Genomic DNA, 18,614 nt, shown 5'->3' with positions numbered 1-18,614 from the left:
GACGGCACCGACAGTCCGGTCCACCTGTGGAAAACCCCGGGCGCGAGCGGCCCGCCGGCCCGGAAAGCCGTCGGCCCCCGGTACGCGCGCGCGTACCGGGGGCCGACGGCCGGGAAGCGGGGATCAGCGGCGGCCCCAGCGGCCGCGGGGCTCCTCCTCTTCCTCCGTGTCGCGCGGGCCGAGCAGCTCGTCGGCGAGGGTCGGGAGATCGTCCAGCGGGGTCTCCTCGGCCCACTCCGGGCGGCGCCGGCCGGCCGGGCGCACCTGCTGCTCGTACTGAGGATGCGGCTGCTGCGGCGCGTACGACTCGTACGGGGACTGGCCACCGGACCGGCCGTGGGACGGCAGGCCCGTCACCGGGTCGATCTGGGGCAGCTCGGCCGTGCGCTCGGTGCTCGACTCGTCCGCCGGCCGCCGCCTACCGCCCTCCTCCGGGCGGAACATCCACGACGGCACCCGGTCCTCCGGACCTTCGGGCCGTACGGGCGGCAGGACGGCGGTCTCGTCGGCGGCGCCGCTCCGGTCCGCGTCCCCGGGCCGCACGGACGGCAGCACGGCCGTCTCGTCGGCGGCGCCGGAGCCCGCGGCGGAGGCCTGCCGGCCGCCCTCGGCCCCGTCGTCGTCCGCGTCCGCGGCCACCTCGGGCTGCGGCAGCACGGCGGTCTCCTCGGAGTCGGAGCCGGCGCGGGTGTCCCGGCCCTCGGCGCCCGTACGGGAGCGGGGCGCGTCGCCGGAGCCGGGCGCCTCCTCCTTGCACATGTCCACCCGCGGCATCCCGCCGGGCACGGTCTCCGCCGCGTCCGGCCCGCTCTCGGAGGCCGGACGCCGCGTGTCCTCCTGCGGCTCCTTGTACATGTTGACCATCGGCGTCTCGGTGGTCGGCGCGTCGGAGTCGTGCACGCCCTCCGTCGCCGAGGCCGCGGCGAGCCGCGCCTGCTCGGCACGGAGCAGCGCCTCCTCCGCCTTGCGCTGCTTCTCCAGGCGACGCTCCTCGGCCTCCCTGCGGAGCCGCTTCTCCTCCTCGTGCTGCCGGCGCAGCCGCTCCTGCTCGGCCTGGCGCGCTGCCTCCTCGGCCTCCCGGCGCTTGCGCTCCTCCTCGGCCTGGCGGCGGGCCTCCTCGGCACGCTGCCGGGCCTCCTCCGCCTGCTTGGCGGCCTCGCGCGCCTTGGCGGCCTCGATCTCGCGGCGCTTGCGCTCCTCCTCCTCGGCGCGCAGCCGGGCCAGCTGCTCCTGGCGCTCGCGCTCCTGCCGCTCCTCCTCGGCCTTGCGGGCGGCCTCCTCCTCGGCCTTCCTGCGGGCCTCCTCCTCGGCGGCCTTACGGGCCTCGGCCTGCGCCTTGACCTCGGCCTCGGAGAGCGGCAGCACCTGGTCCAGGCGGTGCCGTACGACCGTGGTGACGGCCTCGGGCTCCTGCCCGGCATCCACGACCAGGTAGCGGGCCGGGTCGGCGGCGGCGAGGGCGAGGAAGCCGTTGCGCACCCGCTCGTGGAACTCGGCGGGCTCGGACTCCAGCCGGTCCGGCGCCTCCGTGAAGCGCTCGCGCGCCGTCTCCGGGGAGACGTCCAGCAGGACCGTGAGGTGCGGGACCAGGCCGTCGGTGGCCCAGCGGGAGATACGGGCGATCTCGGTCGGGGCGAGGTTGCGGCCCGCGCCCTGGTACGCCACCGAGGAGTCGATGTACCGGTCGGTGATGACGACGGCGCCGCGCTCCAGGGCCGGCCGGATCACGCTGTCCACGTGCTCGGCGCGGTCGGCGGCGAACATCAGGGCCTCGGCCCGGTCCGACAGCCCGGACGTGGAGACGTCCAGGATGATCGAGCGCAGCCGCTTGCCGATGGCGGTGGCGCCCGGCTCGCGGGTCACCACGACCTCGTGGCCCTTGGCCCTTATCCAGTCGGCGAGCGCCTCGACCTGCGTGGACTTGCCGGCCCCGTCGCCGCCCTCCAGGGCGATGAAGAAGCCGGTCGGCGCCGGGGCCTGCTCCGGGTCGCCGCCGCGCAGCGCCTCGCGCAGGTCGCGGCGGAGCGGTACGCCCTGGCGGTCGTCGGTCTTGCCCAGCACCCACGCGGCCACCGGCAGCAGCAGCGCGCCGACGAGCATGAGCGTGAAGGCCGCACCGCCGTGCGCGAAGACGAACGAGCCGTTCCCGAGGTGGTGCGGGCCGATACCGGCGGCCAGCAGCGGGCCGATGATCGCGGCGGGCGCGACCGCGAGCCGTACGACGGCGTGCAGGTGCTCGGTCGTACGGGAGGTGCGGGACTCCTCGGTCTCCTGGTCCAGGAGGGTGTGCCCGGTGTTGGCCGCGACGCCCGCGCTCACGCCGGCGAGCAGCGCCAGCAGCAGGACCGTGGTCGTGTCGGGGACCAGGCCCATGGCCAGCAGCGCGAGGCCCGTGACGGCGACGGAGAGGGCGAGCAGCCGGCGGCGGGAGAAGCCGGGCAGGACCTTGCGGGCGCTGCGGATGCCGAGCACCGGGCCGCCGCTCAGGGCCAGGACGAAGAGGGCGAAGCCGACCGGGCCGCCACCGAGGTCGCGCACGTGCAGCACGCTCACCGCGACGGCCGCGGCGATCGCGGCGGCGACGGCGGCGCAGGCCAGGACGAGGAGCGGGACCGCGCCCGTGCGCCCCTTGTCGACGGTGGTGCCGCTCTTGGGACGGCGCAGGCCCTCCAGGGGGAGCGCGGACGCGGCGTACGGGCGCCGGGGAACGCGAGGAAGTACAGGATCGACACGGACGCGGCGAACAGGCCGGCCGCGACGTACGAGCCGAGCGCGGCCTGGTGGGTGTGGAACCACTCGATGCCCGCGCCCAGGGCGTTCCCGATGAGCGTGACGACCAGGAGGCCGGCGGCGGCGATGGGCAGCGCCACGAAGCCCGTGCGCAGGAAGAGGCGGCGGAGCGCGTCGTGGTTGTCCCGCTGCGGTCTCACGGCGTCGCCCTCGGCGGGCGGCGCGGGCAGCAGCGCGGGGGCCGCGCTCTCCCGGCACACCGTCCAGAAGCGCTCGGCGACACCGGCCACGAAGGCGGTGATCAGCACGCAGGCCAGGGCGTTGCCCGGCAGCCAGTCGATCCACAGGGGGGCGATGATGAGCAGCACGGCACGTACGCCGTCCGCCGCGATCATCGTCCAGCGGCGGTCCAGGGGCCCTTCAGGAGCGGTCAGCGCGGAGAGCGGGCCGAGCAGCACGGCACCGAAGAGCAGCGTCGACAGCAACCGGGCGCCGAAGACGGCCGCGACCGCGAAGGCCGCTCCCCGGTAACCGCCACCGAAGGCCGCGGCGCCTCCGTGGGGGGTGAAGACCGCCGCCTGGAGTGCGAGCAGGACCAGCACCAGCATGCCGAGGGCATCACCGATGCCGCCGACGAACTGGGCGCTCCACAGCCGTTTGAGGGGAGGGAAGCGCAGCAGGGCTCGCACGGCGCGCTCGCGGGAGTCCGCGGCGAGTGCGCCTGATGTGGGGGTCACGACCGTTGGCTGCTCGGTACGCGTCATTCCGCCAGCCTAGCGGGACCCGGTGACACACCGGGTCCCTGCCCGAACATAGGAGCGGACCTGGCGGTCCTGTCTCCGGGGACGTCCTCCGGGCGCCGTCCTCAGTCCGCGGACGGGCTGGATTTCGCCGCCGTCTTCTTCGCGGCCGTGGTCGTCTTCTTCGCCGCGGTCTTCTTGGCGGTCGTCTTCTTGGCCGCCGTCTTCTTGGCGGTGGTCTTCTTGGCGGTGGTCTTCTTCGCCGCCGTCTTCTTCGCCGGGGCCTTCTTGGCGGTCTTCTTCTTGGCCGGGCCCTTGGCGCGCTTCTCGGCGAGCAGCTCGTAACCGCGCTCGGGAGTGATCGTCTCGACGTCGTCGTCCCGCCGCAGCGTCGCGTTGGTCTCCCCGTCGGTGACGTACGGGCCGAAGCGGCCGTCCTTGACCACGACCGGCTTCTCGCTGACCGGGTCCGTGCCCAGCTCCTTCAGCGGCGGCTTGGCGGCGGCCCGGCCGCGCTGCTTGGGCTTGGAGTAGATCTCCAGCGCCTCGTCGACCGTGATGGTGAAGAGCTGCTCCTCGCTCTCCAGGGAGCGCGAGTCCGTGCCCTTCTTCAGGTACGGGCCGTAGCGGCCGTTCTGCGCGGTGATGTCGACGCCCTCGGCGTCCTGGCCGACCACCCGCGGCAGCGACATCAGCTTGAGCGCGTCCGCGAGCGTCACGGTGTCCAGGGACATCGACTTGAAGAGCGAGGCCGTACGCGGCTTGACCGCGTTCTTGCCGGTCTTCGGGGTGCCCTCGGGCAGGATCTCGGTGACGTACGGACCGTACCGGCCGTCCTTGGCCACGATCTGGTGGCCGGTCTCCGGGTCCGTGCCCAGCTCGAAGTCGCCGCTGGGCTTGGCCAGCAGCTCCTCGGCGTACTCCACCGTCAGCTCGTCGGGCGCCAGGTCGTCCGGCACGTCGGCGCGCTGGTGGTTGTCGGTGTCCTTCTCGCCGCGCTCCACGTACGGGCCGTAGCGGCCCACCCGGAGCACGATGCCGTCGCCGACCGGGAAGGAGGACACCTCCCGGGCGTCGATCGCGCCCAGGTCCGTGACCAGTTCCTTGAGGCCGCCGAGGTGGTCGCCGTCGCCGTTGCCCGCCTCGGAGGCGGCGCCCTCGGCCTCGCCCTCGCCGAAGTAGAAGCGGCGCAGCCACGGCACGGACTGGGCCTCGCCGCGCGCGATGCGGTCGAGGTCGTCCTCCATCTTGGCGGTGAAGTCGTAGTCGACGAGCCGCCCGAAGTGCTTCTCCAGGAGGTTGACCACGGCGAAGGACAGGAAGGACGGCACCAGGGCCGTGCCCTTCTTGAAGACGTAGCCGCGGTCCAGGATCGTGCCGATGATCGACGCGTACGTCGACGGGCGGCCGATCTCCCGCTCCTCCAGCTCCTTGACCAGCGTGGCCTCGGTGTAGCGGGCCGGCGGCTTGGTGGCGTGGCCGTCCACGGACATCTCACGGGCGGTCAGCGGGTCGCCCTCGGCGACCTGCGGCAGCCGGCGCTCGCGGTCGTCCAGCTCGGCGTTCGGGTCGTCCGCGCCCTCGACGTACGCCTTGAGGAAGCCGTGGAAGGTGATGGTCTTGCCGGACGCGCTGAACTCGGCGTCCCGGCCGTCGCTCGCCGTGCCGCCGAGCTTGACGGTGACGCTGTTACCGGTGGCGTCCTTCATCTGGGACGCGACGGTGCGCTTCCAGATCAGCTCGTACAGCTTGAACTGGTCGCCGGTCAGGCCGGTCTCGGCGGGCGTGCGGAAGCGGTCGCCGGAGGGGCGGATCGCCTCGTGCGCCTCCTGGGCGTTCTTCACCTTGCCCGCGTACGAGCGCGGCTTGTCCGGGAGGTAGTCGGCGCCGTAGAGCTGCGTGACCTGCGAGCGGGCCGCCGCGACGGCGGTGTCGGAGAGCGTCGTGGAGTCCGTACGCATGTAGGTGATGAAGCCGTTCTCGTACAGCTTCTGTGCCACCTGCATGGTCGACTTCGCACCGAAGCCCAGCTTGCGGCTGGCCTCCTGCTGCAGCGTCGTCGTACGGAACGGCGCGTACGGGGAGCGGCGGTACGGCTTGGACTCGACCGAGCGGACGGCGAACCGCGTGTCCTCCAGGGCCGCGGCCAGCGCGCGGGCGTTCGCCTCGTCCAGGTGCAGGACCTGGTCGGTCTTGAGCCGGCCGTCGGGACCGAAGTCGCGGCCCTGGGCGACGCGGCGGCCGTCGACAGTCGTCAGGCGGGCGCCGAAGGTGCCCGGGTCGGTCGCGTCGCCCTCGCGGCCCGTGGCGAAGGTGCCGGTCAGGTCCCAGTACTCGGCGGAGCGGAAGGCGATGCGCTCGCGCTCCCGCTCGACGACGAGACGGGTGGCGACGGACTGCACGCGGCCGGCCGACAGCCGCGGCATGACCTTCTTCCACAGGACCGGCGAGACCTCGTAGCCGTAGAGGCGGTCGAGGATGCGGCGGGTCTCCTGGGCGTCGACGAGCTTCTTGTTCAGCTCCCGCGGGTTCGCCACGGCGTCCCGGATGGCGTCCTTGGTGATCTCGTGGAAGACCATGCGGTGGACGGGGACCTTGGGCTTGAGGATCTCCTGCAGGTGCCAGGCGATGGCCTCGCCCTCGCGGTCCTCATCGGTGGCGAGGAAGAGTTCGTCGGACTCTGCCAGCAGCTCCTTGAGCTTCTTGACCTGGTCCTTCTTGTCGCTGTTCACGACGTAGATCGGCTGGAAGTCGGCGTCGACGTTCACGCCGAGGCGGGCCCAGGACTCGCCCTTGTACTTCGCCGGGACCTCGGCGGCGCCGTTCGGAAGGTCACGGATGTGCCCGACGCTCGCTTCGACGACGTATCCAGGGCCGAGGTAGCCCTTGATCGTCTTCGCCTTGGCAGGCGACTCGACGATGACGAGTCGGCGGCCGCCGCCTTGTGCGGTGTCGCTGGTCGGGGACAACTTCGCTCTTCTCTCCGGTCGGCGCTGGGGGGTACCTCGGGACGGGACTCCCGAGGGCGACTCTGCGGTGACGCTGCGGAGTGTGACGGTACATCCCGCCCCCGTGTCAAACGGAAAAAGCCCACAACGCCACTCGAACGGTAACCCGAGTCCAGCCCTTCGTGCCGCCCGGACCACACACCGCCGGTCCCGGCACGCTGCGTGATCACGTGCCGCACGGGAGCCGCGGAAGGGGCCGTCACGGGGCCCTCGGGGACCGCCGCCAAGACGGAAGGGCGCACTCCGGATACTGCTCCGCCTGAGGCGCCCGAGCAGGAACGGAAGGCAGACGGCGGATATTCCGTTTACCGGTCGGGGACGGGGCGGGGAACGGGTGCCGGGCGGTACCGGCCGGGGGTCCGGACCCGGCGCCGGGACGGCTGGCAGGATGGGTGGCCGGACACACACATATACGTCTTCCGGGGGGCACCGGCCATGGCGAAGGAGCGCGGGAACCACGCCGGCCCGGTACCGGGCGCGTCGCCGGAGGCCGCACCGGGCGCGCCGGGCGCCCCGGAGGACCGGAAGCGGGTGCGGCGGGTCACACTGCTCGGCGCCGTGGCGGTGACCGGACTCACGGCGGCGGCCTGCGCCTACCTGTGGCACACCGACCCGCACCAGCCCGGTCAGCTGCTGCCGCGCTGCCCCTTCAACGCCATGACCGGCCTGCTCTGCCCGGGGTGCGGCGGCACCCGCATGGCGTACGACCTCCTTCACGGCGACCTGTCCGCGGCCTTCCACGACAACGCGGCGCTGCTCGTCCTCGGGGTGCCGCTCGCCGCGTACGTGGGCGGCCGGCTGCTCTACGAAGGGCTGCGGGGGCGCCGCTACCGTCCCCGGCCGACCCCGCGCACGCTCGCCGCGGTCCTGGCCACCGCCCTCGTCTGGGGCGTCGTACGGAACGTGACGGGCTGACCGCCGCCCTCGGCCGCCCGGACCGTACGCCCGGAGCCGTGGGGCCCCCGGACCGTCAGGCGGCGGAGAGCAGCCAGCCGCCGACCGTCAGGAACAGCGTGCCGAAGAGCACGGTCATGGTCACCGCGAGCGGGCGGCTCACGCCGTGGGCGACCGGCGCGCGGAGGCTGACGCGAGCCGCCAGCCAGAGCAGCAGTCCGCCGCCGAAGAGCGCGAAGGCGGCACCGGAGAACAGCGCGGGTCCACTTTCCATGCGGGCACCCTGGCACCCCCGCACGACCCCCGGGCGAACGGCGGGTGAACACGCGCGACGCGTCCTCCGTACGGGTGCCACACGGCCCCGTGGGGCGCCCGTGTGCGGGCCGGCCCGCACAGGCGTGAAGGGAGGCGGCCGGCCCGTCAGGGGCGGCCGCCCCCGTCAGCCCCCGTCGGTCTCCCGGTCCTCCGCCGGTCCGCCGACCGGTTCCAGGAAGCCCTGCTCGACCAGCATCCGGATCGCCTCCGGCGTACGGTCCCGCAACGTCACGGAGTCCTCGCCGACCAGCTGCGCGATGGCGTCCAGGATGCGCCCGGCCGGCAGCGTGCCGTCGCAGACCCCGGCGAAGCCCGCGCCGACCGTGTCGACCTTCGTGGCCCGCCGCATACCCCTGTTCTGACGGAGCACCACGTGCTCCGGGTCCTCCGCGCCCGGCAGCCCGACCTGCTCCTGCACGACCTCGGGGGCGAGCTTGAACCGCCCGGCCAGCAGGGCCGCGTCGTCCGTGGCCCGGAGATAGTCCTGGCGCGCGAAGTGGCCGAGCACGGCGGGGCCGAGCGGCTGCTCGACCGGGTGCGGCCACTCCTCGATCGTGATCGAGGGGTCGTCGGTGCCGGTCTTGCGCAGCGTGATCCAGCCGAAGCCGACCGCCCTGGTCTTGCGCGCCTCGAACTCGTCCAGCCACGCCTCGTACCGGGCGGCGTACTCCTCGGGGCCCGCCCGGTGGTCACCGGCGTCCCGCAGCCACAGCTCGGCGTACTGGGTGACGTCCTGCACCTCGCGCTGCACGATCCAGGCGTCGCAGCCGCGCGGCACCCAGGAGCGCAGCCGGTCCTTCCAGTCCTCGCCCTCGACGTGCTGCCAGTTGGCCAGCAGCTGGCAGTACCCGCCGTCGTTCAGATGACCGGCGGCCTGCTGCACCAGCGTGCGGCACAGGTCGTCACCGCCCATGCCGCCGTCGCGGTACGTCAGGCGCGCGCCCGGGGAGATGACGAACGGCGGGTTCGAGACGATCAGGTCGTACGTCTCCTCCCCCACCGGCTCGAACAGCGAGCCCTCCCTGAGGTCGGCGGGCCGGGCACCGGAGAGCGCGAGGGTGAGGGCCGCGATGCGCAGCGCCCGCGGATTCAGGTCCGTCGCGGTGACGCGGGTGGCGTACTCGGCGGCGTGCAGCGCCTGGACGCCGGAGCCCGTACCGAGGTCGAGGACGGAGTCGAAGTGCGGACCGGCGGCCGGGGCGCCGGCCTGGGGGCGCAGCGTGAGCCCGGCGAGGGTGGTGGACGCGCCGCCCACGCCGAGCACCAGCTCGGAGCGGTCCACGCCGGCCGGGCCGCGGCCGATGCCGCCCGCTCCGCCGACCGCGCAGCCGAGGTCCGAGACGATCCACCAGTCCTGGCCCTCGGGGCCGCCGTACGGGCGTACGTCCACGGTCGCGCGGACCTCCTCGCCCCTCCGGACCAGCCAGCCGTCGGCGAGGCAGTCGTCCAGGGGCAGCGCGGCGGCCGCACGGGAGGCCGCCACCGGCTGCTGGAGCAGGAAGAGCCGCACCAGCGCCGCCAGCGGGCCCTCGCCTCTGGTGGCGCGCAGGGCCGGCACGGTCTCGCTGCGGGCCAGCGCGGCGTAGGCGGTGGCGCCGAGCAGCTCCAGCAGGCCGTCGGCGGTGAAGCCGGCGGCCAGCAACGCCTCCCGCAGCCGGGCGGTGCGGGCGGCGGACTCGGGGTCTCGGTCGTCTGCGACGGGGAGGTGCGTACTCACGCCCCCATTGTCAGGGCAACCACCGACAGCGAACCACCGGCACGACGGCAGCGGCCCGCCCGGTCCCGTACGGACGTACCGTCACGGGCCGGCCGGGCCGTGCAACCCACAGGTGCAGCGCTACGAGCTCTTCTGCGGCGAGGTCGACGCCTTCTGCGTCTGGCAGCCCTTCTGACCGGCCATCGCCTTGCCGACGTCGCCGGACTCCAGCTTCTTGAAGGCCGCCTCGCTCTTCTTGTTGAGCTTGTTGATGCCGTCCGACAGCGAGCGCAGCCCGTCGGCGAACTTCTGCTTGTCCTTGGTGTCCAGGCCGTCGACCTGCTTCTTGAGGTCCGCGTAGCCCGAGGAGAGCCCCTTCAGCTCCTTGACGGCGTTCTTCTGGTCCGCGCCGCCGCCGTCGACCGGCGGGGCGCCCGCCTTGTCCAGCGACCTGGCCAGTGAGCCGTAGGCGTCCGAGATCTTCTGGAACGCCTGGGAGTCGGTCTGCTGGACCTTCTTGGAGTCGGTGGTGCCGTCGTCCGCGGTCTGCATCGACGCGTTGGCGTCCTGAATCTGCTTGAACTGAGCCTGCGCCGGGTCGCAGAAACGCTTGGCCCAGTCATTGAGCTTCTTGTCGCTGTCGTCGCTGCAGCCGGTCAGCGCGAGCACCAGTGCCGCACCGCCGGACAGTGCAGCCACAAGCTTCTTGTTCACCGGATTGGTCCCTTCCATGGCTCTCGGCCCCGGAACATACACGCCCAAAGGTCTTCGGCCATGAGACGAGCATCCCGTACGACCCGCATTGAAGCCATTTGCACCAAGGGACGGTGACCGATACCTCTCACTTCCCGCACGTGTACGGGCGGGTGCCCGTGGCGCGTAAAACGCCTCGTTCACCCGCCCGTTGAGGGGCTGTGGCGCCGCCCGCTAGGAGACGACCGCCGGGTCGGCCGTCTGGGCGACCTTGCCGGAGTTGTCTTCGTCACCCACGGCGATGCCGCGGCGCTTCGAGAGGTACACCGCGCCCACGATGATGAGCAGCGCGACGCCCGCGGCCGTGACCCGAACGCCCATGTTCGCGTCGTTGCCGTAGCTGAACTTGACCACGGCCGGCGCGATGAGCAGCGCCACCAGGTTCATCACCTTCAGCAGCGGGTTGATGGCCGGGCCCGCGGTGTCCTTGAACGGGTCGCCCACGGTGTCACCGATGACGGTGGCCGCGTGCGCCTCGCTGCCCTTGCCGCCGTGGTGGCCGTCCTCGACCAGCTTCTTGGCGTTGTCCCAGGCGCCGCCGGAGTTCGCGAGGAACACCGCCATCAGGGTGCCGGTGCCGATCGCGCCCGCCAGGAAGGAGCCGAGCGCGCCGACGCCGAGCGAGAAGCCGACCGCGATGGGCGTGAGCACCGCCAGCAGGCCGGGGGTGGCCAGCTCGCGGAGCGCGTCCTTGGTGCAGATGTCGACGACCCGCCCGTACTCGGGCTTCTCGGTGTAGTCCATGATCCCGGGCTTCTCCCGGAACTGCCGGCGTACCTCGAAGACCACCGAACCCGCCGAGCGGGACACGGCATTGATGGCCAGTCCGGAGAAGAGGAAGACCACCGCGGCGCCCAGGACCAGGCCGACCAGGTTGTTCGGCTGCGAGATGTCCAGGCTCAGCCCCATGCCCGTGGCGGCGTCCCCCACCTCGCCCACGGCCTTGGCGATCGCGTCGCGGTACGACCCGAACAGCGCGGCCGCCGCGAGCACCGCCGTGGCGATCGCGATGCCCTTGGTGATGGCCTTGGTGGTGTTGCCCACCGCGTCCAGGTCGGTGAGCACCTGCGCGCCGTCGCCCTCGACGTCACCGGACATCTCGGCGATGCCCTGCGCGTTGTCGGAGACCGGCCCGAAGGTGTCCATGGCGACGATGACGCCGACCGTGGTCAGCAGGCCCGTACCGGCCAGCGCGACCGCGAACAGCGCCAGCATGATGGACGCGCCGCCCAGCAGGAACGCGCCGTACACGGCCAGGCCGATCAGCACGGCCGAGTAGACCGCCGACTCCAGACCGATGGAGATGCCCGACAGCACGACGGTCGCGGGGCCGGTCAGCGAGGTCTTGCCGATGTCCCGTACGGGGCGCCGGTTGGTCTCGGTGAAGTAGCCGGTCAGCTGCTGGATGAGCGCGGCGAGCACGATGCCGATGGCGACCGCGACCAGGGCCAGGACGCGCGGGTCGCCCGCCCGGCCGGTGATGGACTCGTCGGTGACGCCGGCCAGGCCCGCGTAGGTGGACGGCAGGTACGTGAAGGCCGCGATCGCCACCAGCACCAGCGAGATGGCGGCGGAGATGAAGAAGCCGCGGTTGATGGCGGTCATCCCGCTGCGGTCGGAGCGCCGGGGCGCGACGACGAAGATGCCGATCATCGCCGTGATCACACCGATGGCCGGGACGAGCAGCGGGAAGGCGAGGCCCGAGTCACCGAAGGCGGCCATGCCGAGGATCAGCGCGGCGACCAGGGTGACCGCGTACGACTCGAACAGGTCGGCCGCCATGCCGGCGCAGTCGCCGACGTTGTCGCCCACGTTGTCCGCGATGGTCGCGGCGTTGCGCGGGTCGTCCTCGGGGATCCCCTGCTCGACCTTGCCGACGAGGTCGGCGCCGACGTCGGCGGCCTTGGTGAAGATGCCGCCGCCGACTCGCATGAACATGGCGATCAGCGCGGCACCGAGGCCGAAGCCCTCCAGCACCTTCGGAGCGTCGACCGCGTACACGAGGACGACACAGGAGGCGCCCAGCAGGCCGAGGCCCACCGTGAACATGCCGACGACCCCGCCCGTACGGAAAGCGATCTTCATCGCCTTGTGCGAAACGGCCGTCAGATCACGGGGAGCCGTATCGCCTTCGGCCGGAGTGGCTTCCCGGGCGGCCGCGGCGACGCGCACATTGCTGCGCACCGCGAGCCACATGCCGATATAGCCGGTCGCCGCGGAGAATCCCGCACCGATCAAGAAGAACGCGCTGCGTCCGATGCGCTGCGTCCAGTTGTCCGCGGGCAGCAGCATGAGCAGGAAGAACACCACGACGGCGAAAACGCCGAGGGTGCGCAACTGGCGTGCGAGATAGGCATTGGCGCCCTCCTGCACGGCAGCGGCGATCTTCTTCATACTGTCGGTGCCCTCGCCGGCCGCGAGCACTTGCCGTACCAGCACGGCCGCGACGGCGAGCGCCGCCAGGGCCACGAGGGCGATCACCAGCACGATGCCGCGGTTGCCGCTCGTCAGCGATGGCTCGGCCAGGTATGTGGGGGTGTCGAGCATCTGAGGGGTGTAAGGCCCCGCCATTCGTCCTCCTTGACGTTTGGCACATGGGCGCGCGAAAGCACGCTCAGGCGTCCTGAGCAAAGATGTGGACGGATTGTAGGGAGCCGCACTAGATCAAAACAGTACGCGTCAAAGGGAATTCGCCTGCAGCCGCGAAGATCAATAGGTGATCGCTCCGAGAATTAGCCCGTAAGACGGAATGCAGCAAATTCGCTGACCGCGCCCGGATGATCTCGCTGTCGTATTGAACGCCGCTGCTCAGAGGCGGATGCGAGATCCTTTTCCAGCACGTTGAACGGGGCACGCAGCGGAGTTGCGCCCTCCGCTCCGGCGCCCCGCGCCGGCGGAACGCCTCGCGTGTGCGTACGCGTACGAACATGTAGGCGTAGGCGTAGGCCCACCGGTACAGCTGCGCTCACCGTCCTGCGGGGCTGGACGGCATGCGGAGCCGTACGGCACGAGTAGGCGGCCCTGGGGGCCACTTGGGGGCGTCCGGCGGCTTGGAGCGCCGCTGTCGGCGGTCGCGCGGGGCGCCGCTGTGATGGCCGCGGGGCGCGGCTGTAAGGCGGTCGCGCGGGAGCGGTGTACGGGCAGCCCTCGCCGGCTGCTTCCGTTGGTGTGCGACGGCAGCCGTCATGGCTGCTTCTGGCGGGCCGCGGTGGCTTCTTCTGGCGGGCCGCGCCGGCATGTTCTGGTGGGCCGCGTCGGCTTTCGCTACAGCTGCCCTTGCCGGAGGCCGCCGAGGCGCCGAGGCGCCGAGACCACCAAGACCGCCGAGACGCCGACGGCGGCCGCCACGCCCTCTTCTGTCGGCGCTACGGCGGAAGCCGCTACGGCAGGACCGGGTCCGGGAGCGTCGGCCAGCTCATGCGGATGACGCCGCCGGTCTCGCTGGAGGACACCTCGACGTCGTCGACCAGACCGCTGATCACCGCGAGGCCCATCTCGTCCTCGGCCTCGTCGCCGTTCCCGGACTCCGCGCCGTCCGGATCGCTGTCCGTACGCTGCACGCCCGGCACGGAACCGGCGGCCGAGCCCGGCACGTCGTCGCCCACCTCGATGGAGAACTTCTTCTCGTCCTCGATCAGCCTGACCTTGATCGGCGTGGCGACCTCGTTGCTGCGGTGCAGACCCACGGCGCGGCTGCACGCCTCACCGACGGCGAGGCGCACCTCGTCGAGCACCGCCTCGTCCACTCCGGCCCGTCGCGCCATGGCGGCCGCGACCAGGCGCGCGGTCCGGACATGCTCGGGAAGGGCACTGAAAAGAAGTTCGACGGTGGCCATTGCCATCCCCTCGGTAAGCGGGCGTGCTGCGCAGGGGGCCGGGCGCATCGCCCGGTACCCCCCACCACTGCTTCCTGCCCCCGCACACACGGCACGGGGCACCGGACAGCTGTCAGTCGGTGGCCGATACGGCCTCGTCGACCGAGGTGTGAATCGGGAACACCTTCGTCAGTCCGGTAATACGGAAGATCTTGAGAATGCGCTCCTGGTTGCAGACCAGGCGCAGCGAGCCCTCGTGGGCACGCACCCGCTTCAGGCCACCCACAAGAACGCCGAGCCCGGTGGAGTCGAGGAAGTCGACGCGCTCCATGTCCACCACGAGGTGGTAGCTGCCGTCGTTCACGAGCTCGACCAGCTGCTCCCGCAGCTTGGGCGCGGTGTATACATCAATCTCGCCACCGACCCTGACGACCGTACGGTCGCCAAGGGTTTCGGTCGACAGGGACAGGTCCACGGATCCTCCAGCACCTTGCTATCGAGCGGTCGCCCCCCATGGATCGGCAGCCGCGATGGCATTCAATCACTTACCAGCAGGCGCGCACGACGCCTTATGAGCATTGTCCGTCACACCGGTGACACACTCGGTGCCGATGGCCTCCAATCAACCTCCGCCGGATGCGGGTGCACGCCCCTCCCCGGGCATGGTCCTCGACCGTCTCGCCAGGGGAGAGATCCGCGCTACGCGCATCACTCATACGGAGCACTTGCCCCCGCGGATCGGCAGCCATGCCGACTGGCCCGCATCTATCCGTACGGAAGTGATCGACGCCATCCGTACCGCCGGCATCGAACGCCCCTGGAGCCACCAAGCCCGGGTGGCGGAACACGCGTTGCAGGGCGAGTCCGTCATCGTCGCCACCGGCACCGCCTCCGGGAAATCACTGGCCTATCTCACCCCCGTGCTGTCCGGGCTGCTGGACGGCTCCGAGGCGCCGAACGGCCGGGGAGCCACCGCGCTGTACCTCGCCCCGACCAAGGCGCTCGCCGCCGACCAGCGGCGCGCCGTACGCGATCTGGCCGCCCCGCTGGGCACGGCGATCCGCCCGGCCGTGTACGACGGCGACACGCCGGTCGAAGAACGCGAATGGGTGCGCCAGTACGGCAATTACGTCCTCACCAACCCCGACATGCTGCACCGCGGCATCCTCCCGGCCCACCCCCGCTGGTCCTCCTTCCTGCGCGCGCTGCGCTACGTGGTCATCGACGAGTGCCACACCTACCGCGGCGTCTTCGGGTCGCACGTCGCCCAGGTCATACGCCGGCTGCGGCGCGTCTGCGCCCGCTACGGCTCCGAACCGGTCTTCCTGCTGGCCTCCGCCACCTCGGCCGAACCGGCCGAGTCCGCAGCCCGGCTCATCGGCGCGCCGGTCGTGCAGATCACCGAGGACACCTCGCCGCGCGGCGAGGTCGTCTTCGCCCTGTGGGAGCCGCCGCTGACCGAGCTGCACGGCGAGCAGGGCGCGCCCGTCCGCCGTACCGCCACCGCCGAGACCGCCGACCTGCTCACCGACCTCGCCGTGCAGGGCGTCCGCAGCGTCGCCTTCGTACGCTCCCGGCGCGGCGCCGAGCTGATCGCCCTCATCGCCCAGGAACGGCTGGCCGAGGTCGCGTCCTCAGCGACCGATCCCGAAGGCCGTTCCCTCCCCAGCCGGGTCGCGGCGTACCGGGGCGGTTATCTCCCCGAAGAGCGCCGGGCCCTGGAGCGCGCCCTGCACAGCGGCGAGCTCCTGGGGCTCGCCGCCACCACCGCACTCGAACTGGGCATCGACGTCTCCGGACTGGACGCCGTCCTCATCGCCGGCTACCCCGGCACCCGCGCGTCCCTGTGGCAGCAGGCGGGCCGCGCCGGCCGGGCCGGCCAGGGCGCGCTCGCCGTGCTCGTCGCCCGCGACGACCCCCTGGACACCTACCTCGTCCACCATCCCGAAGCCCTCTTCGACCGGCCGGTCGAATCGACCGTCCTCGACCCCGACAACCCGTACGTCCTCTGGCCCCATCTCTGCGCGGCCGCGGCGGAGATCCCGCTCGGCCCCGAGGACGTGGCCCTCTTCGGCCCGGAGGCCCCGGACGTCCTCGCGGGCCTGGAACGCCGCCGGCTGCTGCGCCGCCGCGGCAGGTCCTGGTACTGGACCCGTCGCGAACGCGCCGCCGACCTCACCGACATCCGCGGCCAGGGCGGCTCGCCCGTCCAGGTCGTGGAGGCCGGCACCGGCCGGCTGCTCGGCACGGTCGACGAGGCCGCCGCGCACTCCAGCGTCCACGAGGGCGCGGTCCACCTCCACCAGGGCCGCACGTACGTGGTGAAGCACCTGGACCTGGAGGACAGCGTCGCCCTCGTCGAGGAGGCCACGCCGCCCTGGTCCACGGCCGCCCGCGACACCACCGCCATCTCCATCCTGGAGACCGACATCGAGGTGCCGTGGGGTGACGCGCGCCTGTGCTTCGGCTCCGTCGAAGTCACCAACCAGGTCGTCTCCTTCCTGCGCCGCAAACTGATCACGGGTGAGGTGCTCGGCGAGACCAAGCTCGACCTCCCGCCGCGTACGCTGCGCACCCGCGCCGTGTGGTGGACCATGACCGAGGACCAGCTCGACGCGGCCCGGGTCGGTCCGGAACAGCTGGGCGGCGCCCTGCACGCCGCCGAACACGCTTCCATCGGCATCCTTCCGCTCTTCGCCACCTGCGACCGCTGGGACATCGGCGGCGTCTCCGTCCCGCTGCACCCGGACACGCTCCTCCCGACGGTCTTCGTCTACGACGGTCACCCCGGCGGCGCGGGCTTCGCGGAACGCGCCTTCCACACCGCCGCCGACTGGCTCGCCGCCACCCGCAAGGCGATCGCCGCCTGCGAGTGCGACGCCGGCTGCCCGTCCTGCATCCAGTCCCCCAAGTGCGGCAACGGCAACGAACCCCTCCACAAACGAGGCGCCATCCGGCTGTTGACGGAACTCCTCCGCGGAGCGGAGGCGGCGGGGGCAGCAGGGACGGGGACAGCGGGGACCGACTCGTGACCGCGGCCACCGGGGCGAAGAGGGCGTCCCGGTCCGCCGGGGCGGAGGGCGCGTCCCGGTCCCCCGGGGCGGAGGAGGCATCCCGGTCCCCCGGGGCGGAGGAGGCATCCCGGTCCCCCGGGGCGGAGGAGGCATCCCGGTCCCCCGGGACGGAGGGGCGCCCTGGGCCGCCGGGCCGGGGGAGCACCCTGGACCAGCCGGATCATCGAGCCTGCCGGGGCGGGGTGCCCTCCGGGCCGCCGGGCGGCGGTACGCCCCGGGCCGCCGGGCGGAGGTATGCCCCGGGCCACCGGATCATCGAGCCTGCCGGGGTGACCGCGGCCGCCGGGGTCACCTGGCCGTTCGGGGCACCGGCGTCGCCGGTATCACCGGTATCACCGGGTTCAGGGGCGCATCCGCGGGACCCGCGCGGGAACGGATGCGTGGCGTGAACGGGCCCGCTCGGGCCTCCGCCGAGACATCGGCGACGTCCGCCCGCACCGAACACCGCACCAGCCGCGCGCGCTGCGCCGCCGCGACCCGGCGCGCCGCGCCACATGCCTCGGCCTCGCCGTACACGCTCCGGCCGGCGGCGGCGAGAGCGGCCAGATCAGCCGCCGCACCCGCCCTGTGACGGGCGATCGCCGCCTGCCCGAGGGCGATCACCACGGCGAACACCGCACACAGCGCCATGGCGCTCACCGCAGTCCAGACCGTCGCCGTCCCTTCATCCCGTTCATCCCCTTTCCGGCTTCGTAGCCCACTCCCCTTTCTTCGTCCCCGACGCTCATCGCCCCACCGTCTCCTCAGCAAGAGCGACCGCCTCCCCTCTGAGCGTCATGCTCAGCGGCCCCAGCGTGGGAGCCGCCGCCTCGACCCGTACGCGAACCAGGTCGCCCTCCCTCGCGACCACCACCCGTGCCCCGCCCGGGGCGATCGCGCGGGCAGCCGCCAAGGTGCTTCCCTCGGCCTCCGAACGGGCCGCCGCCCGGGCCCCGGCGCGGGCGGCGTCCACGCACTGGATCTGCGCGCAGGCCGCCATCAGTCCCCACATCAACATCGCCGCGAACAGCACCAGCGTCGGAATCACCACCGCCGCCTCGGCCGTCACCATGCCCCGGTCCGACCTCGTCCTGGCCATCGCCCTCGCGTGTACGGCCGCATCAGACCTGCGCACGGAGTGCCTTGCCGATCAACGAGCTCAAGGCGGAACTCACCGATCCGCTCGTCACGACCTCGTGGAGCACCGCGGCGAACGCGCAGGCCGCCAGTGTTCCCATGGCGTACTCGGCCGTCGTCATCCCCCGGTCCAGCCGCTGCCGCAGCGCCATGCGCCGGTGCCGGCCCCACTCGCCCCTGAGCGATGCGGCCCGGCGCCTCCCCGCCAGCTGCCTCGACGCCTTCCCGAAGTCGAGGCAGGAGGCGGCCCAGGAGGCCCACCCCGCGGGACCGCCCGCCACCATCACAGTCCTCTGACCGGTCCCACCGGCCCCCGAAGCTGTAGCCCGCGCCTTCCTCACCCCGCGCGCCACGCTGCCGGCCGCGACCGCCCATCCGGGCACGGCCGTACGCGGCGCCGTCGGCACGGCCTCTGCCGGCTCCACCGCTCCCGTTACCTCCGTTACCTCCGCTTCCTCTGCTTCCTCCGTTGC

12 protein-coding genes and 1 pseudogene are annotated in these 18,614 nt (G+C 72.5%); 2 read left to right on the top strand and 11 right to left on the bottom strand.

Features of this window, described 5'->3' with window-relative positions; genetic code table 11:
* Positions 1 to 123: 123 nt before the first annotated feature.
* Together tmk and topA are read right to left on the bottom strand one after the other, a co-directional pair.
* Positions 124 to 3,494 (bottom strand): annotated as a pseudogene (tmk, locus tag AAC944_RS20230) (dTMP kinase).
* A gap of 101 nt (positions 3,495 to 3,595) precedes the next feature.
* On the bottom strand, positions 3,596 to 6,439 hold the full coding sequence (gene topA, locus AAC944_RS20225) for a type I DNA topoisomerase (RefSeq protein ID WP_030615889.1): 2,844 nt from the start codon (positions 6,437 to 6,439) through the stop codon (positions 3,596 to 3,598).
* Positions 6,440 to 6,913: 474 nt separating this feature from the next.
* Here topA and AAC944_RS20220 point away from each other — a divergent pair, with 474 nt between their 5' ends.
* Positions 6,914 to 7,393 (top strand): DUF2752 domain-containing protein, encoded by a 480-nt coding sequence (locus tag AAC944_RS20220; protein ID WP_078888607.1) that lies wholly within the window; start codon positions 6,914 to 6,916, stop codon positions 7,391 to 7,393.
* A 55-nt stretch (positions 7,394 to 7,448) separates the two neighbouring features.
* Here the strand turns inward: AAC944_RS20220 and AAC944_RS20215 are convergent, their stop codons facing one another.
* From AAC944_RS20215 to AAC944_RS20190, 6 genes are all read right to left on the bottom strand, one after another.
* Positions 7,449 to 7,646, bottom strand: a complete 198-nt coding sequence (locus tag AAC944_RS20215) for a hypothetical protein (protein WP_030615886.1) — start codon at positions 7,644 to 7,646, stop codon at positions 7,449 to 7,451.
* 165 nt (positions 7,647 to 7,811) lie between these two features.
* The gene (locus AAC944_RS20210; protein ID WP_037772316.1) at positions 7,812 to 9,404 is read right to left on the bottom strand and encodes a DUF7059 domain-containing protein; all 1,593 of its coding nucleotides are present in this window, start codon (positions 9,402 to 9,404) and stop codon (positions 7,812 to 7,814) included.
* Positions 9,405 to 9,524: 120 nt separating this feature from the next.
* On the bottom strand, positions 9,525 to 10,097 hold the full coding sequence (locus AAC944_RS20205; RefSeq protein WP_030615881.1) for a hypothetical protein: 573 nt from the start codon (positions 10,095 to 10,097) through the stop codon (positions 9,525 to 9,527).
* Between the two features lie 213 nt (positions 10,098 to 10,310).
* Positions 10,311 to 12,707, bottom strand: a complete 2,397-nt coding sequence (locus AAC944_RS20200; protein WP_030615880.1) for a sodium-translocating pyrophosphatase — start codon at positions 12,705 to 12,707, stop codon at positions 10,311 to 10,313.
* A gap of 809 nt (positions 12,708 to 13,516) precedes the next feature.
* Positions 13,517 to 13,972 (bottom strand): ATP-binding protein, encoded by a 456-nt coding sequence (locus AAC944_RS20195; RefSeq protein WP_030615877.1) that lies wholly within the window; start codon positions 13,970 to 13,972, stop codon positions 13,517 to 13,519.
* A 112-nt stretch (positions 13,973 to 14,084) separates the two neighbouring features.
* Positions 14,085 to 14,426: an STAS domain-containing protein gene (locus tag AAC944_RS20190; protein ID WP_030615875.1), complete on the bottom strand. Its 342-nt coding sequence runs from the start codon at positions 14,424 to 14,426 to the stop codon at positions 14,085 to 14,087.
* A 136-nt stretch (positions 14,427 to 14,562) separates the two neighbouring features.
* Between AAC944_RS20190 and AAC944_RS20185 the strand changes: the two genes are divergently transcribed.
* Positions 14,563 to 16,983, top strand: coding sequence for a DEAD/DEAH box helicase (locus AAC944_RS20185; RefSeq protein ID WP_368396370.1), 2,421 nt, complete (start codon positions 14,563 to 14,565; stop codon positions 16,981 to 16,983).
* A gap of 330 nt (positions 16,984 to 17,313) precedes the next feature.
* Here the strand turns inward: AAC944_RS20185 and AAC944_RS20180 are convergent, their stop codons facing one another.
* From AAC944_RS20180 to AAC944_RS20170, 3 genes are all read right to left on the bottom strand, one after another.
* A complete protein-coding gene (locus AAC944_RS20180) occupies positions 17,314 to 17,655 on the bottom strand; it encodes an Rv3654c family TadE-like protein (protein WP_051871863.1) in 342 nt (113 codons plus the stop codon).
* Positions 17,656 to 17,749: 94 nt separating this feature from the next.
* On the bottom strand, positions 17,750 to 18,103 hold the full coding sequence (locus tag AAC944_RS20175) for a TadE family type IV pilus minor pilin (protein WP_030615871.1): 354 nt from the start codon (positions 18,101 to 18,103) through the stop codon (positions 17,750 to 17,752).
* 22 nt (positions 18,104 to 18,125) lie between these two features.
* Positions 18,126 to 18,425, bottom strand: a complete 300-nt coding sequence (locus AAC944_RS20170; protein WP_051871829.1) for a DUF4244 domain-containing protein — start codon at positions 18,423 to 18,425, stop codon at positions 18,126 to 18,128.
* Positions 18,426 to 18,614: the final 189 nt, after the last annotated feature.

The sequence above is a fragment of the Streptomyces sclerotialus genome (genome assembly GCF_040907265.1).
Taxonomy (GTDB): Bacteria; Actinomycetota; Actinomycetes; order Streptomycetales; family Streptomycetaceae; genus Streptomyces; species Streptomyces sclerotialus.
Note: the sequence above shows the minus strand (reverse complement) of the source record. Positions and strands in the feature narration are given on the sequence as shown.